The sequence below is a fragment of the Streptomyces sp. NPDC052301 genome (genome assembly GCF_044593395.1).
GTDB lineage: Bacteria > Actinomycetota > Actinomycetes > Streptomycetales > Streptomycetaceae > Streptomyces.
Genome location: NZ_JBIUBE010000001.1, coordinates 658,420 through 672,514, shown reverse-complemented (window position 1 = coordinate 672,514; position 14,095 = coordinate 658,420). Strand labels below are relative to the sequence as shown.

General features: G+C 73.8%; 15 protein-coding genes and 1 tRNA gene. 6 read left to right on the top strand and 10 right to left on the bottom strand.

The window, feature by feature from the left end; genetic code table 11:
- Window positions 1–59 precede the first annotated feature (59 nt).
- Window positions 60–911: an LLM class flavin-dependent oxidoreductase gene (locus tag ACIHEJ_RS02820; protein ID WP_400131465.1), complete on the top strand. Its 852-nt coding sequence runs from the start codon at window positions 60–62 to the stop codon at window positions 909–911.
- 8 nt (window positions 912–919) lie between these two features.
- Here the strand turns inward: ACIHEJ_RS02820 and ACIHEJ_RS02815 are convergent, their stop codons facing one another.
- From ACIHEJ_RS02815 to ACIHEJ_RS02795, 5 genes are all read right to left on the bottom strand, one after another.
- Window positions 920–1,723 (bottom strand): SAM-dependent methyltransferase, encoded by an 804-nt coding sequence (locus ACIHEJ_RS02815; protein ID WP_400131463.1) that lies wholly within the window; start codon window positions 1,721–1,723, stop codon window positions 920–922.
- A 52-nt stretch (window positions 1,724–1,775) separates the two neighbouring features.
- The gene (locus ACIHEJ_RS02810; protein WP_400131461.1) at window positions 1,776–2,423 is read right to left on the bottom strand and encodes an endonuclease; all 648 of its coding nucleotides are present in this window, start codon (window positions 2,421–2,423) and stop codon (window positions 1,776–1,778) included.
- A 17-nt stretch (window positions 2,424–2,440) separates the two neighbouring features.
- Complete coding sequence (locus tag ACIHEJ_RS02805) at window positions 2,441–2,785, bottom strand: DUF3140 domain-containing protein (protein ID WP_400131459.1); 345 nt, start codon at window positions 2,783–2,785, stop codon at window positions 2,441–2,443.
- 33 nt (window positions 2,786–2,818) lie between these two features.
- Window positions 2,819–3,310, bottom strand: a complete 492-nt coding sequence (locus ACIHEJ_RS02800; RefSeq protein ID WP_400131457.1) for a Dps family protein — start codon at window positions 3,308–3,310, stop codon at window positions 2,819–2,821.
- Window positions 3,311–3,394: 84 nt separating this feature from the next.
- Window positions 3,395–4,189 carry a lysophospholipase gene (locus ACIHEJ_RS02795; RefSeq protein WP_400131455.1) on the bottom strand — a complete coding sequence of 265 codons (795 nt, stop codon included), beginning with the start codon at window positions 4,187–4,189 and terminating at the stop codon, window positions 3,395–3,397.
- Window positions 4,190–4,332: 143 nt separating this feature from the next.
- On the opposite strand from ACIHEJ_RS02795, the gene ACIHEJ_RS02790 reads away from it, so the two are divergent.
- The 3 genes from ACIHEJ_RS02790 (at window position 4,333) to ACIHEJ_RS02780 (ending at window position 8,158) form a co-directional block, all read left to right on the top strand.
- Entirely contained in the window at window positions 4,333–5,520 is a 1,188-nt protein-coding gene (locus tag ACIHEJ_RS02790) for a thiolase family protein (protein ID WP_400131453.1), read from the top strand.
- A 75-nt stretch (window positions 5,521–5,595) separates the two neighbouring features.
- Window positions 5,596–7,110: a long-chain fatty acid--CoA ligase gene (locus ACIHEJ_RS02785; protein WP_400131451.1), complete on the top strand. Its 1,515-nt coding sequence runs from the start codon at window positions 5,596–5,598 to the stop codon at window positions 7,108–7,110.
- Window positions 7,111–7,384: 274 nt separating this feature from the next.
- Window positions 7,385–8,158: a sulfite exporter TauE/SafE family protein gene (locus ACIHEJ_RS02780; protein WP_400131449.1), complete on the top strand. Its 774-nt coding sequence runs from the start codon at window positions 7,385–7,387 to the stop codon at window positions 8,156–8,158.
- On the opposite strand, the gene ACIHEJ_RS02775 is transcribed toward ACIHEJ_RS02780, so the two are convergent.
- A complete protein-coding gene (locus ACIHEJ_RS02775; RefSeq protein ID WP_400131801.1) occupies window positions 8,147–8,926 on the bottom strand; it encodes an HAD-IIA family hydrolase in 780 nt (259 codons plus the stop codon). The two genes, ACIHEJ_RS02780 and ACIHEJ_RS02775, sit on opposite strands and share 12 nt — an antisense overlap.
- A 70-nt stretch (window positions 8,927–8,996) precedes the next feature.
- Between ACIHEJ_RS02775 and ACIHEJ_RS02770 the strand changes: the two genes are divergently transcribed.
- The gene (locus ACIHEJ_RS02770; protein ID WP_400131447.1) at window positions 8,997–9,743 is read left to right on the top strand and encodes a cobalt-precorrin-6A reductase; all 747 of its coding nucleotides are present in this window, start codon (window positions 8,997–8,999) and stop codon (window positions 9,741–9,743) included.
- A 228-nt stretch (window positions 9,744–9,971) separates the two neighbouring features.
- On the opposite strand, the gene cobF is transcribed toward ACIHEJ_RS02770, so the two are convergent.
- Both cobF and ACIHEJ_RS02760 read right to left on the bottom strand, forming a co-directional pair.
- The gene (gene cobF, locus ACIHEJ_RS02765) at window positions 9,972–10,745 is read right to left on the bottom strand and encodes a precorrin-6A synthase (deacetylating) (RefSeq protein WP_400131445.1); all 774 of its coding nucleotides are present in this window, start codon (window positions 10,743–10,745) and stop codon (window positions 9,972–9,974) included.
- Between the two features lie 86 nt (window positions 10,746–10,831).
- On the bottom strand, window positions 10,832–11,347 hold the full coding sequence (locus tag ACIHEJ_RS02760) for a DUF309 domain-containing protein (protein WP_400131443.1): 516 nt from the start codon (window positions 11,345–11,347) through the stop codon (window positions 10,832–10,834).
- A gap of 117 nt (window positions 11,348–11,464) precedes the next feature.
- Here ACIHEJ_RS02760 and ACIHEJ_RS02755 point away from each other — a divergent pair.
- A tRNA-Pro gene (locus tag ACIHEJ_RS02755) sits at window positions 11,465–11,541 on the top strand.
- A gap of 5 nt (window positions 11,542–11,546) precedes the next feature.
- On the opposite strand, the gene ACIHEJ_RS02750 is transcribed toward ACIHEJ_RS02755, so the two are convergent.
- Both ACIHEJ_RS02750 and ACIHEJ_RS02745 read right to left on the bottom strand, forming a co-directional pair.
- On the bottom strand, window positions 11,547–12,641 hold the full coding sequence (locus tag ACIHEJ_RS02750) for an MASE1 domain-containing protein (protein WP_400131441.1): 1,095 nt from the start codon (window positions 12,639–12,641) through the stop codon (window positions 11,547–11,549).
- 114 nt (window positions 12,642–12,755) lie between these two features.
- Window positions 12,756–14,090: a PP2C family protein-serine/threonine phosphatase gene (locus ACIHEJ_RS02745; protein ID WP_400131439.1), complete on the bottom strand. Its 1,335-nt coding sequence runs from the start codon at window positions 14,088–14,090 to the stop codon at window positions 12,756–12,758.
- Window positions 14,091–14,095 lie beyond the last annotated feature (5 nt).

Sequence of the window (14,095 nt, the reverse complement as noted above, 5' to 3'; positions counted from 1 at the left end):
CGGCGCGGCGCCACGGAGGGGCGGCAGCGATGCGGCACGCCCTCCGGAGGACACCACCCATGAAGATCGGTCTCGGACTTCCCGTCGACGACCCCGCCCTGCTGCCGACCTGGGCCCGCCGTGCCGACGCCGGCCCCTTCAGCACGCTCGGCCTGCTCGACCGGCTCGTCCACGACAACCCCGAACCCCTCGTCACCCTGGCCGCGCTCGCCGGGGCCACGTCACGCATCCGGCTGCAGACCGAGGTGCTGCTCGCCCCGCTGCACGGCACCGCGCTGCTCGCCAAGCAGAGCGCGACCCTGGACCTGATCTCCGGCGGCCGTTTCACGCTCGGCATCGGCGTCGGCGGCCGGGCGGACGACTGCCTGGCCGCCGGTGTCGACCTGCGGAGCCGGGGCCGCCGCCTCGACGAGCAGATGGCCCTGCTGCGCCGCACCTGGTCCGGCGAGCCGTACGGCGACGGGGTGGGGCCCATCGGTCCGGCGCCCGCGACGCCCGGCGGCCCGGAGGTCCTGTTCGGCGGCTTCGCCCCGGCCGCGCTCGAGCGGGTCGGGCGGTTCGGCGACGGCTTCCTCGGCGCGGCGCTGCCGCCGGAGGGCATGGCCGGGCTGTTCCGTGACGTCGAAGCGGTCTGGCACAGGCACGGCCGTCCCGGCCGGCCGCGGCTGGTCGCCCAGGCGAACGTCGCCCTCGGCCCGTCCGGCACCGTCGAGCAGGCCCGGCGCAACATCCGCGCCTACTACGGCTTCACGGGCCGCGCCGAGCACATCACCGCCGGCCTGCTCACCGGCCCGAAGGCGATCCGCGCGGCGGTCGACGGCTACCTCGGCATCGGCGCCGACGAGGTCATGCTCTACTGCTGGTCCTCGGACGTCGACCAGATCGGCCGGCTGGCCGAGCTGCTGTTCTGACCGCCGGGTCAGCGGGCGCAGGTGCGGCCCACCGCGCCGTACAGGGAGATCGGCCCGCCGTCGTCCGCCGCCGCCTCCCGCCGCCAGTCGGAGACCGGCACGACCCCCGGCTCCAGCAGATCCAACCCCGTGAAGAAGGCGGCCACTTCGTCCCGGGAACGCGCCACCAGGGTGACCCCGCCCGCCGCGTAGGCGGCGATGCCCCTGTGCACGTTCTCCGGTTCGAAGTCGGCCGTCATCATGGACAGCACCAGGCAGCTGCCCGGAGCCAGCGCGTCGACCAGCTTCCGCACCACGTCGTGGGCGCCGTCCTCGTCGGCGACGAAGTGCAGCAGGGCGATGAGGGAGAGGGCCACCGGGCGGGAGAGGTCCAGGACCTGGCCGGCCCGTTCCAGGATGGTGTCCGGGTCGCGGGCGTCGGCCTGCACGTACTCCGTCACGCCCTCGGGCGTGCCGCGCAGCAGCGCGCCCGCGTGGGCCAGCACGATCGGATCGTTGTCGACGTAGACCACGCGCGCGTCCGGCGCCACCGACTGGGCGATCTGGTGCAGGTTCGGCTCGGTCGGGATGCCGGTGCCGATGTCCAGGAACTGGCGGATGCCGTCCTCGGCGAGGGCGCGCGTGGCCCGCTGCATGAAGGCCCGGTTGGCGCGCGCGTTGCGGGCGGCGCCCCGGTCGATGGCCGTGATGCTGCGGCCGAGCTGTTCGTCGACGGGGTAGTTGTCCTTGCCGCCCAGGAACCAGTCGTACACCCGGGCCGGATGCGGCCGGCTGGTGTCGATGGGCGATGCGGCCGGCTCGGTCCCCGTCACGTGCTGCTCCTCGGCTCTCACTCCGTCATGTGCGAGCAGCAGTCTGACACGATCATCCGGCGCGGCGCAGACAGTCTTCGGCCACCTGCTTGTCGAGCGCGGCCCGCACCAACGCGGCGGCCAGCACGGCCGGTTCGGTGTCCTCGGCCAGCCCGGCCAGCTTCCCGGGGTCCTCCGGCAGGCCCAGCCGCCGGGCCCCGGAGAGGGCCTTGCCGTCCAGGTACGGCCCGATCTCCGGCCACACGCGCTGGGCCTCCCGCAGGAAGATGTCGGCGCCCGCCGGACCCACGCCCGGCTCCTCCTGGAGCAGGTCCTTGAGGGCGCCGACGTCGCCGTGCGCCTCCTCGTGCAGCCGGCGCAGATCCCCGCCCCAGCGGTCCAGCAGCAGCTCGGCGCCGTCGCCGAGCTGGGTGGCCGTCCGCTCGTCGTAGCGCCGGTAGCCGCCCCGGCCGAGCGCGTCCACGCGCTGCTGCCAGTCGGCGTCGGCCATGCGGCGCGGGCTGTCGAGGTAGTCCTCGTGCAGGGCCTGCGCGGCGGCCACCGCGACCGAGGCGCGGATCCGGGCGCTGAGCAGCAGGGCCAGCACGAGCAGCCGGTACAGCGGCTGCGGGGTGTCCGTCAGGCGGATGCCCGCCTCCTCGGCGTACGTCCGCCCGTACGCGGACACCAGCTCGTGCAGGACCCGTTCGTCGCGGTTCATGGCTCGAGGCCCTCCGCCTACGGCTTGAGCGGGTCGTGGCCCAGGGTCATCAGCCGGTGCCGGCGGCGGGTGTCCTGCGGCGTCCGCTCCGGTTCCGGCTCGTCCTCCATGTCCACCAGGTCACCGACCGTGTCGACGACCCGGTGCATCACGCGGAGGTCGTCGTCGGTGAGGTCGGTGCGGCGCTTCTGGAGGATCGCCAGCACGTGCCGGCCGGTCGGCGTCCCGGCCTCCTCGGGCAGCGCCTCGGCCTCCTCGTCGGAGTCCCGGACCCGCAGCCAGGCCGCCAGCTCCGCGGAGGTCATGTTCACCACGCGGTGGAAGTCCTCCCACAGCGCTTCGGTCTCGATCGGGTCGGCCATGGGTCGTCCCCTTCCCTGCGCAGGTCCGTGTCGCTAGCCGGCGGCGTTGTCGCGCGACCCGTTCTCCGCCTCGAACATCCAGCGCTGCTTCTCCAGGTCGGCGGTGATGGAGATCAGCAGGTCCTGTGTGACGGGGTCGGGCTCCTCGGTGGCCCTGATCCGCTCGCGCAGCCGGCCGATGGCCGTCGTCAGGGACGCCACCATCAGCTCCACCACCTCGGTGTCGCGCAGCCAGCCGTCCTTGCTGCCGGGCAGCGCGAAGGTCGCGGCGATGGTCTCCGGCCGGCCGTCCGGCGGCACGCCCAGCGCCGCTGCGCGCTCGGCGACCGTGTCGGAGTGGGCGCGGGCCGTCGCGACCACCTCGTCCAGCTGGAGATGGATCGACCGGAACCGCGGGCCCACCACGTTCCAGTGCGCCTGCTTCCCGATCAGCGACAGTCCGAGCAGGTCGACGAGGGTCTCCTGCAGGGCGGATCCGGTGACGCCGAGCGCCTCCTCGGAGAGCGTGCTCTTCACCACGGTCATGGTCGGTGCGACCCCTTTCGTCGTGCACATCTGCATGTCCGAAAGGGCGGGTGCCCCGCGTCACCGGGGGCAAAACCGGCCTGGTCAGCGGGGGAGGACCGCGTCCAGGAACCGGATCACCTCCGCGAAGACCTCCGCCTTGACCGTCTCGTGGAACACCTCGTGCCGCGCGCCGGGGAAGATCCGCTCGGTGAGCCGGCCGCCGAGCCGCTCCACCCCGGTCCGGCTCCCGGGCAGCGGCACCAGCCGGTCGTCGTCCCCGTGCAGCCACAGCAGCGGCAGATCTCCCACGGCACCGCCCTCGGCGACGGTGCGCAGGGTCCGTACGAACGCCTCCAGCGTCGGCCGCTTCATCGGCCCGTGCCACACCAGCGGGTCGGCGGCGTACGCGGCGCCCACCGCCGGGTCCCGGGACAGCGCGGCCGGGCTGACCGGGGTGTCCGGGATCTCCGGCAGCGCCAGCAGCCGCCCGGGCAGCTCCCAGGCGCCGATCACCGGCCCCGACAGGATCAGCGCGGTCAGCTCGGCGCCGTACCGCTGGGCGTAGCGGGCCGCGATCAGACCGCCCATGGAGTGGCCGACCATGACGAGCGGCAGGCCGGGATGCGCGGCGCGGGCCAGGCCGGCCACCCGGTGCACATCGGTGACCACGTCCTCGAAGTCCTCGATCACCACCCGCTCACCGGCCGACCGGCCGTGGCCGACGTGGTCGGGCGCGTACACGGCCGCTCCGTGCCCGGTGAGCACGTGCGCCAGCTCCTCGTAGCGCCCCGCGTGTTCCCCGTACCCGTGCACGACCAGGGCCAGGTGGCGCGGCCGTGGATGCGGCCACTCCCGCACGGCGATGCCGCCCAGGACGTGCTCGCGGACGTGGGGCATCTCTCCTCCAGCTGCCTCGGTGAAGCTCCTGGGGATCTTCCCAGGGAGCCGGTCGGAGGTCTATAGTCAAAAACTAGCAGTGCTAATTAAGTGTTGCCCGGACCAGTGCTGATCGACAGCGTCGTAGATCAGGAGTCGAACCCGTGCGTCCCGTCCACTTCGCGGCTGCCCGCCGCACCCCGCTCGGCAAGCTGCGCGGAGCCCTCGCCGGCATCCGGCCCGACGACCTGGCGGCGACCGTGATCCGCCGTCTGGTCGCCGACGTGCCCGCGCTCGACCCCGCCCGGATCGACGACGTCTACTGGGGCGCGGCCAACCAGGCCGGCGAGGACAACCGCAACGTCGCCCGCATGGCCGCCCTCCTCGCCGGTCTCCCCGACTCGGTGCCCGGCGCCACCGTCAACCGGCTGTGCGCCTCCGGCCTGGAAGCGGTCACCACGGCCGCCCGGACCATCGCCGCGGGCGAGGCCGACGTCGTGATCGCCGGCGGCTCGGAGTCGATGAGCCGCGCCCCCTTCGTGCTGCCCCGCCCCGACGAGGCCCTGCCGCAGCGCATCGAGACCTTCGACACCCGCCTCGGCTGGCGCCTGGTCAACCCCGCCATGAAGGAGCTGCACGGCCTGCTCTCCATGGGCGAGACCGCCGAGGAGGTCGCCGAGCGGTACGGCGTCTCCCGCGAGCGGCAGGACGCCTTCGCGCTGCGCAGCCACCAACGGGCCGCCGTCGCCCGCAAGAACGGCCACTTCGACGACGAACTGCTGCCCGTGGAACGCCCGGACGGCGTCGTCGTCGAGCAGGACGAGTGCGTCCGCGAGGACACCTCGCTGGAGAAGCTGTCCCGGCTCAGGCCGGTCTTCCGGCCGGGCGGCACCGTCACGGCGGGCAACGCCTCGCCGATGAACGACGGCGCGGCCGGACTGCTGCTGGTCAGCGAGGAGGCCCTGAACGAGCTGGGCCTGCAGTCCCTGGGCCGGTACGTCGCCGGCGCCTCCGCCGGTGTCCACCCCGACGTGATGGGCCTCGGCCCCGTCCCCGCCACCCGCAAGGCGCTGGCCCGGGCCGGCTGGGAGATCGGCGCCGTGCAGGAGGCCGAGTTCAACGAGGCGTTCGCCGCCCAGGCGCTCGCCTGCGTCGACCAGCTGGGCATCGACCCGGAGCTGGTGAACCCCAGCGGCGGCGCCATCGCCCTCGGCCATCCCCTCGGCTGCTCCGGCGCCCGCATCCTCACCACCCTGCTGCACCGCATGCGGCGCACGGGCGCGGAGCGGGGACTGGCCACCATGTGCGTGGGCGTGGGGCAGGGCAGCGCGGTGCTGGTCGAGAGGGACTGACCCGCGCCGTCGACGGGGGCTCCCCGCACGGGGACCGGTCACACGAGCCGCAGCAAGGAAACGGAGCAGTACCCCATGGCAACCCTGTCCGTCGCCGCCGTTCTCGCCGAGAACGCCCGGCGCCGCCCCGACAAGACGGCCCTCGTCGAGGGCGACCTGCGGCTCACCTTCGCCGAGGTGTGGCACAGGGCGCTGGCCCGTGCGGGCGCGCTCACCGGCCTCGGCGTACGGCCCGGCGACCGGGTCGCCCTCATGGCCCCCAACACCGCCGAGTTCCCCGTCGCCTACTACGCCGTCGCCGCGGCGGGCGGGGTCGTCGTCCCCGTGCACCTGCTGCTGTCGTCCGGCGAGGTCGAGCACGTCCTGAAGGACAGCGGCGCGAGCCTGCTGCTCGTCCACCCGGCGCAGGAGCGGACCGGCCGGGCCGCCGCCGAGGCCACCGGCGTCCGAGTGGTCACCCTGGGCGAGGAGTTCGACAAGCTCGCCGCCGACGCCCGGCCGCTGCCGTCGTACACCACCCGGGCCGCCGACGACCCGGCCGTGATCTTCTACACCAGCGGCACGACCGGCGCCCCCAAGGGCGCCGTGCTCAGCCACTTCAACCTGGTGATGAACGCGACCGTCAACGCCTTCGACGCCAACGACATCCGCGCCGACGACATCGCCCTCGGCGCCCTGCCCCTCTTCCACGCCTTCGGGCAGACGGTGTCGCTCAACTCCACCTGGCGCGCGGGCGCCACGCTCGTCCTGCTGCCCCGCTTCGAGGCGGCCCGTGCCATCGAGCTGATGGTGAAGGAGGGCGTGAACACCTTCCACGGCGTGCCGACCATGTTCGTCGCCCTCGCGGCGGCGGCCGCGGACGCCGGGGCGCTCCCGCGCCTGCGGGTGTGCGTCTCGGGCGGGGCCTCGCTGCCCGTCGCCGTCCTGGAACGGTTCGAGGCCGCGTTCGGGGCGACGGTCTACGAGGGGTACGGGCTGTCGGAGACCTCGCCGACGGCCACCGTCAACCAGCCGGTGTTCGGCACCCGGGCCGGCACCATCGGCCACCCGCTGTGGGGCATCGACGTGGAGATCGCCCGCGCCGAGGCCGAGGACCGCATCGAACTGCTGCCGCCCGGCGAGCTGGGCGAGGTCGTCATCCGCGGCCACAACGTCTTCTCCGGCTACCTCGGCCGCCCCGAGGCCACCGCGGAGGCCCTCGTCGACGGCTGGTTCCGCTCCGGGGACCTCGGCACCAAGGACGAGGACGGCTTCCTGCGGATCGTCGACCGCAAGAAGGACGTCATCATCCGCGGCGGCTACAACGTGTACCCGAGGGAGGTCGAGGAGGTGCTGATGCGCCACCCCGGCGTCGCCCAGGCCGCGGTCATCGGCCTGCCGGACGAGCTGCACGGCGAGGAGGTGTGCGCGGTCGTCGTCCCCGCGCCGGGCACCGCCCCCGACGCCGCCGCGATCACCGAGTGGTCCAAGGAGCACCTGGGCCGGCACAAGTACCCCCGGCGCGTGGAGTTCACCGACCGGCTGCCGCTCGGTCCGAGCATGAAGGTGCTCAAGCGGGAGCTCCGGGCACAGTTCGCGGACCGGTCCTAGGCCCTGTCGTCGAACTCCCGCCTGCCCCGCGACGCCATGCACGCACTCTCGCCGCACCGGGCCCCGACCCCAGTACGTCCAGTACGAGGGTCGAGGCCCGGCACCCCCCCCGGCCTTCGGCCGGGGGACCCCCAGAGCACGTACCTGACGCCGCAGAGCCCGCCCTGCGGGCGGACGACGGGAGTTCGACGGCAGGACCTGGCCCGCGGCAGGGATCATCTGGCGAGACGGTCCTTACGCCGCAGGCTTGTCCGGACATAGCATCGGTCCCCGCATGAACACGATGACGCTCTGGCACATGTCCGGCTGGGAGTTCGCCGCACTCGCCTGCGCGGCCCTGCTCGTCGGCTTCTCCAAGACGGCGGTGAGCGGGGCCAACACGGTCAGCCTCGCGATCTTCGCGGCCGTGCTGCCCGCCCGCGCCTCCACCGGCGTCCTGCTGCCCGTCCTGATCGCCGGGGACGTGCTCGCCGTCCTCACCTACCGGCGGCACGCCCACTGGCCCACGCTGTGGCGGCTGTTCCCGGCCGTCGCGGTGGGTGTGGTGGTCGGCACGCTGTTCCTGGTGTGGGCCGGCGACGGCGTCGTACGGACCTCGATCGGCGTGATCCTGCTGCTGATGGCCGGGGTCACGCTGTGGCGGCGGCGCCGGACGGCGGCGGGCGACGAGCCGGACGCGGTGACGACCCGGGCGGGCCGGGTGAAGGCGCGGTCGTACGGCGTGCTCGGCGGGTTCACCACGATGGTCGCCAACGCGGGCGGGCCGGTGATGTCGATGTACCTGCTGTCGGCCGGCTTCCGGAAGCTGGGGTTCCTGGGCACGTCGGCGTTCTTCTTCCTCATCGTGAATGTGTCCAAGGTGCCGTTCAGCGCGGGGCTGGGCCTGATCGACGGGCGCTCGCTGCTCCTCGACGCCGCGCTCGCCGTGTTCGTCGTGCCCGGCGCGTTGTTCGGCAAGTGGGCTGTGAACAGGATCAACCAGCACCTCTTCGAACAACTCGTGATCGCGGCGACGGTTGTGGGCGGGGTGCAACTGCTACTGCGGTAGCCCCAGCAGCGCCGGCACGTCGGCGAAGGAGTCGAGGACGTGGTGCGGGGTGCCGCTCGCGCCCTGAAGCGTCTCCTGCTGGAACTTCCCCGTCCGCACCAGCACCCCGGTGAGCCCGGCCCGCTGGGCCGCGAGCACGTCCGACTCCACATCGTCGCCCACCATCAGCGCCCGGTCCGCGGCCGACCCCAGCCGGGCCAGCGCCGTCCCGAAGAACGCCCGGGACGGTTTGCCCGTCACCTCCGCCTCGACCCGCGCGGCCTTCTCCAGTCCCGCCAGGAAGGCACCCGAGTCCAGCTGCAGCCCGGCCTCGGTGCGCCAGTACAGGCTGCGGTGCATGGCGACCAGCCGTGCACCCCGCTGCAGGAACCCGAAGGCCCGGTTGAGCGCCGTGTAGTCGAACTCCGGCCCGGCACCGCCGAGTACGACCACGTCGGGGTCGTCGTCCACGAGCGTGACGCCGGTGAGGTCCTCGGTGATGTCCCCGCTGTTGAGCAGCGCGCAGCGGGCGCCGGGGTGGTGCTCGGCCAGGTGGGCGGCCGTGACCGAGGGCGCGGTGAGGACGTCCTCGGCCGTCACCTCGAAACCGGCCCCGCCCAGCGTCCCGGCGATCGACGCCCGGGTCCGGGAGGTCGTGTTGGTCACCAGCGCCACACCGAGACCGGCCGCGCGGATCGCCCGCAGCGCCTCCACCGCGCCCGGCAGCGGCTTCCAGGAGACGGTGAGGACACCGTCGATGTCGATCAGGACGGCCCGTACGGATGCCACGCTTCCCATGGCTCCGACCGTAGCGACCCGGGCGGCCGTCGGGCCCGTACGACCTCGTACCCTCACCCCTATGCCCGCGCACGTCCTGATCCTCGGCGGCACCACCGAGGCCCGCCGCCTCGCCGCCGACCTCGCCGACCGCCCCGGCGTCCGCGTCACCACCTCCCTCGCGGGCCGGGTCGCGCGCCCCGGAGCGGTGGCCGGCGAGCTCCGCGTCGGCGGCTTCGGCGGCGCGCAGGGCCTGGCGGACTGGCTGCGCACGCACCACGTGGACGCCCTGGTCGACGCCACCCACCCCTTCGCCGAGAAGATCACGGCCCACGCGGCCCACGCGGCGGCGGCCACCGGGGTCCCCCTGGTCGTCCTGCGCCGCCCCGGCTGGCGTCCGGTCCCCGGCGACCTCCGGCACGAGGTGGACTCACTGTCGGGGGCCGCCGAGGCGCTGCCCGGTCTCGGCCGCCGGATCTTCCTCAGCACCGGCCGCCTGGGCCTGGCGGCCTTCGCCCACCTGACGGCCCTGCACTTCGTCGTGCGCTCGGTCGACCCGCCCGAGCCGCCACTGCCGCGGCACACCGAACTGGTCCTGGCGCGCGGCCCGTTCACGGTCGCCGACGAGACGGAACTGCTGCGGACCCGTCGCATCGACGTCCTCGTGACCAAGGACAGCGGCGGCGAGGCGACGGCCGCGAAGCTGACGGCGGCCCGGGACCTGGGACTGCCCGTGGTGGTCGTACGACGGCCGGCCCTGCCACCGGGCGTCACGGCGGTGCCGGACGTGGCGGGCGCACGGGAGTGGCTGGGCCTCGGCCCCGGGTGAGGACCGATTCCCCTCAGCCGGTGGACCAGGGGCAGCTTCTGCCCGGTGTCGTCCAAGAGGCGCCGCCTCGCGCGAAGTGGCAGCGACACAGCGCCGGATCAGAGCGGGATGCCGCCGGTCGTACGCCCGCGGCCCGCCGTGGCGGACACGGCCCGAGTACCACCTGGGCGCAACCCCCGGCTCACCCGGTTCTCGGCCGGGCGCCCCGGGCCTCCGCACGGCAGCGGGTCAGGCGTCCCCGGGGTTCCTGCGCAGCAGGTACGTGTCCATGATCCACCCCTTGCGGTCCCGGGCCTCGGCCCGCAGCCGCTCGATGCGGGGGGCGGCCTCGGCGATCGGGCCGGAGACGAGGATCTCGTCCGGGGTGCCCAGATAGGCGCCCCAGTAGATGTCCATGTCCTCCTCGGCGTACCGCCGGAAGACCTGGTGCGCGTCCAGCATCACGACCACGTCGTCCACCCCCGCGGGGAAGCCCTCGGCCAGCCGCCGTCCGGTGGTGATCTGCACCGGCCGGGCCACCCGGTTCAGCCCCGTGCGGTGCCGGGCGACCAGCGTGGAGACGCTGCTGATACCCGGTACGACGTCGTACTCGAAAGCCACCGCGCCCCGTTCCAGCACCTCCTCGAGAATCCCCAGCGTGCTGTCGTACAGCGCCGGGTCCCCCCACACCAGGAAGGCGCCGGTGCCGTCCTCGCCCAGTTCGTCGGCGATCAGACGCTCGTAGATCCCGGCACGGGCGCTGCGCCAGTCCTCCACGGCCGGCGAGTACGCCGCCCCGCCCGCCGCGCGGTCCCGCTCCGGGTCCCTGGCCTGCACCACCCGGTACGACCCCGCCGGCAGGTGTGCGTCCAGCATGTCCCGGCGGAGCCGGGTCAGGTCGCTCTTCACCTCGCCCTTGTCGAGCAGGAAGAACACGTCCGTGCTCCGCAGCGCCCTGACCGCCTGCAGGGTCAGCTGGTCGGGGTCGCCCGCGCCGATACCGATGACATGAATCTTTCGCACGCCCCGAGTCTGCCGCACGTCCCTGACCGCGCGTCCACCGCCTCCCGGCGGACGGTCAGCGGGCCCAGGACGCCGCCGGCCCGCCGTCAGGCCACCCGCCGGCCCAGCCGGGGCGCCTCCGCGACGGCGTCCACGGGCCCCGCACCGCGCTCCACCCGCTCCGCCAGCCGCTCGGCCCACCGGGCGAGCCCCGGCAGGTCCATCCCGTACGGCCGGTCCTCGCCCCGCCCCACCACCCACTCCCGAAGCGCGCCCGCGCCCCGCCGCAGCAGCCGGGCCCCGCCGACGTCGTTCCCGCGCGCCGCGTGGGTGAGCCCCACCGCCAGCTGGGCCAGCCCCCGCCACAGGGTGCGCTCGTCCTCGGGGCCCGCCTTCCAGGCGTCCTCGAACACCTCGTGCGCGTGGAACGGCCTGCCCGCGTCCAGCAGCCCCTGCGCCTCGGCGACCGTCTGGTCCGGCGTCCGCACGACCCCTTCCGGCTGCCGGGGGACGCCCTGCGCGCCGTAGGGCAGCGGGCGTCCGAGCCCGTCCCGGGGCCGCGCGTTGCGCGCCCGCCCCTCCGTGTCCCGGTCCCTGGCGTCCGATGCGTCCGCACTCGTCATACGGCCGATTGTCCCCCGCCCGCCGCCATGTCCTCTCCCGGCCCTCTTCGGTGCACCCCCGCACGTGGGGTAAAGTGCTGTTCGCGCGATCACGCGGGTCACCGCGAGTGAGTGCACCGGGACGTGGCGCAGCTTGGTAGCGCACTTGACTGGGGGTCAAGGGGTCGCAGGTTCAAATCCTGTCGTCCCGACCAGCTTTTCAGCCGGTCGGAGGCCGTCTTCTCGGATATGACGAGGGGGCGGCCTTTGTCGTCGTCCGGGACTCGGCCTCGTGCCCCCCGTGCCCCCCGTTCTCCTCGTTCCCTATCTCGCCTTCCTCGTACTTTCCGTCGGGGAACATCGGGCTGTAGTCGCCGGCCGCGAGCTTGGTCGCCATCGCGGCGAGCTGTCGGCAGGCCTGCGCGATCTCCCGCTGGGTCTCGTTGCGCTCGCTGATGACCGTGCCCACCAGCAGCGCGGTCAGCGCGGCGGAACCGTTGAACGCCTGCAGAGTGATCATGCTGGTGAGCAGGTCGTGACCGGTGAACGGCCCCGACCCCTCGGCGGCGGCGACGATCGCGGAGACGGACACGGCCAGCGCGCAGGGCGCGGCCCCGGCCAGCTGGAAGCGGAAGGCCGCCCAGATCAGCAGCGGGAAGGCGAGGAACAGCAGCGGCACCCGGCCGGTCTCGAGGTAACCGACGGCCACCGTGGCCGCGACCAGCAGCAGCGCCTCCACCCAACGGGAGCGCGGCGCGGCCCTGGGCAGGTGGGCCGAGCGGAGGACCAGCAGCACCGGCGTGACCACCAGGACGCCCATCGCGTCGCCGGTCCACCACACCGACCAGGTCGGCCAGAAGTCGGCGGGGCGCAGCGCACCGGCCAGGGCCAGGATGCCGGCGCCCGTCGTCGCGCTGACCAGCATCCCGGTGAACGCCCCGAGGAAGATCAGCGCGAGCGCGTCCCGCAGCCGGTCCAGCTCCTCACGGAAGCCGGTGCGGCGCAGCAGCACGTAGGAGCAGACGGGTGCGAGGGTGTTGCCCACCACGATCCCGAGAACGGCCGGGAGCGACGGTCCCAGCGAGACGTTGACCAGGAACGCGCCGAGCGCGATCCCGGGCCAGACCCGTGGGCCGCGCAGGAGCAGGCTCGCCAGCGCGATACCGCTCGGCGGCCACAGCGGCGTGACCTGGCCGCGCACCAGCTGCTGCTGCAGCCCCGCCTTGGCCGAGCCGAAGTACAGCGCCGCGACGGCGCAGATCTCCAGGGCGGCCACGCCCGCGCGCCGCAGCCGTGCATGCCGCGCGTCAGTCATCGGGCGACCTCCGGGTCGACATCGCCCCGAAGCCATCATCCGCCGGATCGGGCGCTTTCTCCACGGCGGCGCCGACCCGCGCGGCCGGTACCTCCTGGAACAGGTGGCCGGGGCTCAGGCGTGCGGGGTGCGCAGCGCGAGGATGGCCATGTCGTCGTGACCGTCGCTGGGGTGGTGGTCGGCCAGTGCCTGGACGAACTCCGGCAGGGGCAGGGCGGCACGGTCCGCGGCCAGCTCGGCGAGTTCGTCCAGGCTCTCGTCGAGGGTGTGGCCGGGATGCTCGACCAGTCCGTCGGTGAAGAACACGATGGTGGCGCCGGGCGGCAGGAAGCGGGAGTGGTCCGGACGGGGCTGCCCGGTGTCGACGCCGAGCGGGACACCCGGCTCGGCGAGCAGGTAGGCCACGCGGCGCTCACGGGTGAGCAGCAGAGGCGGGACATGGCCCGCGGTGCTCCAGTTGAGCCGCCAGCCCGGTCCCTCCGGTTCGATTCGGGCCAGGGTGGTGGTCGTGACGGGGTTGTTGGTGATCGCCTCCAGGGCCCGGTCGAGCCGGGTGAGGACCTCGCCCGGCGGATCACTGCTGTCGAACAGCAGGGCGCGCAGCATGTTCCGGGTGGAGGCCATGGCGGCCGCGGCCTTCAGATCGTGACCCACCACGTCCCCGATGACGACCGCCATGACGTGGTCGGGCAGGAGGACGGCGTCGTACCAGTCCCCGCCGAGCTGACTGGGCTCGGCGGCGGGCCGGTAGATGGCGGCGGCCGTGAAGGGCCACAGGTCGGGCAGGGTGGGCAGCAGCAGCCGCTGGAACTGCTCGGCTCCGACGCGGATCCGTTCGAACAGGCGGACGTTCTCGATCGCGATGCCGGCGGCACCGGCCAGGGCGACGACGACGTTCTCGTCAAGGATGTCGAAGGACTGCCCGTCGAGCCGCTCGGAGAGGTAGAGATCGCCGTAGATCTCGCCGCGCACGCTGATGGCGACGCCGAGCAGGGTGCGCAGCCGCGGGTGGCCGACCGGGAAGCCGGCGGAGGACGGATGGGCGCGGATGTCGTCGATCAGCAGGGGCTCGGGGTAGCGGATCAGGTGGCCGAGGACGCCCAGGCCACGGGGCAGGCCGGTGTCGGACAGGGCGTCACGTTCCTGCTCGGTCAGCCCGGCCGTGATGAACTGGTCCAGGTGTTCCCCGGACTCGTTGAGCACGCCCAGCGCCCCGTAGCGGGCGCCGACCAGGTCCATGGCGGTGGTCACGATGCGGTGCAGCACCGCGGGCAGCTCCACCTCGCGGCTGATGGCCACCACCGCGTCCAGCAGGCCCTGCAACCGGTCCATGGAGGCCAGCAGGGCGCGCAGCTGCTCGTCGATCCGGACCAGCTCGCAGCGCAGCCGTATGTGCAGGTCGGGTGTGCGGGGCGGCTTCGACCGCCGCCCTTCCCTCTCGCCCGGCATCAGGA

Coding starts and splice junctions, on each gene's coding strand:
- ACIHEJ_RS02785 (WP_400131451.1), top strand. CDS start 5,596: ATGGCAACCCTGTCCGTCGCCGCCGTTCTCGCCGAGAACGCCCGGCGC.
- ACIHEJ_RS02760 (WP_400131443.1), bottom strand. CDS start 11,347: ATGACGAGTGCGGACGCATCGGACGCCAGGGACCGGGACACGGAGGGG.
- ACIHEJ_RS02770 (WP_400131447.1), top strand. CDS start 8,997: ATGCCCGCGCACGTCCTGATCCTCGGCGGCACCACCGAGGCCCGCCGC.
- ACIHEJ_RS02800 (WP_400131457.1), bottom strand. CDS start 3,310: ATGACCGTGGTGAAGAGCACGCTCTCCGAGGAGGCGCTCGGCGTCACC.
- ACIHEJ_RS02750 (WP_400131441.1), bottom strand. CDS start 12,641: ATGACTGACGCGCGGCATGCACGGCTGCGGCGCGCGGGCGTGGCCGCC.
- ACIHEJ_RS02820 (WP_400131465.1), top strand. CDS start 60: ATGAAGATCGGTCTCGGACTTCCCGTCGACGACCCCGCCCTGCTGCCG.
- ACIHEJ_RS02780 (WP_400131449.1), top strand. CDS start 7,385: ATGAACACGATGACGCTCTGGCACATGTCCGGCTGGGAGTTCGCCGCA.
- ACIHEJ_RS02795 (WP_400131455.1), bottom strand. CDS start 4,189: ATGCCCCACGTCCGCGAGCACGTCCTGGGCGGCATCGCCGTGCGGGAG.
- ACIHEJ_RS02745 (WP_400131439.1), bottom strand. CDS start 14,090: ATGCCGGGCGAGAGGGAAGGGCGGCGGTCGAAGCCGCCCCGCACACCC.
- ACIHEJ_RS02810 (WP_400131461.1), bottom strand. CDS start 2,423: ATGAACCGCGACGAACGGGTCCTGCACGAGCTGGTGTCCGCGTACGGG.
- ACIHEJ_RS02805 (WP_400131459.1), bottom strand. CDS start 2,785: ATGGCCGACCCGATCGAGACCGAAGCGCTGTGGGAGGACTTCCACCGC.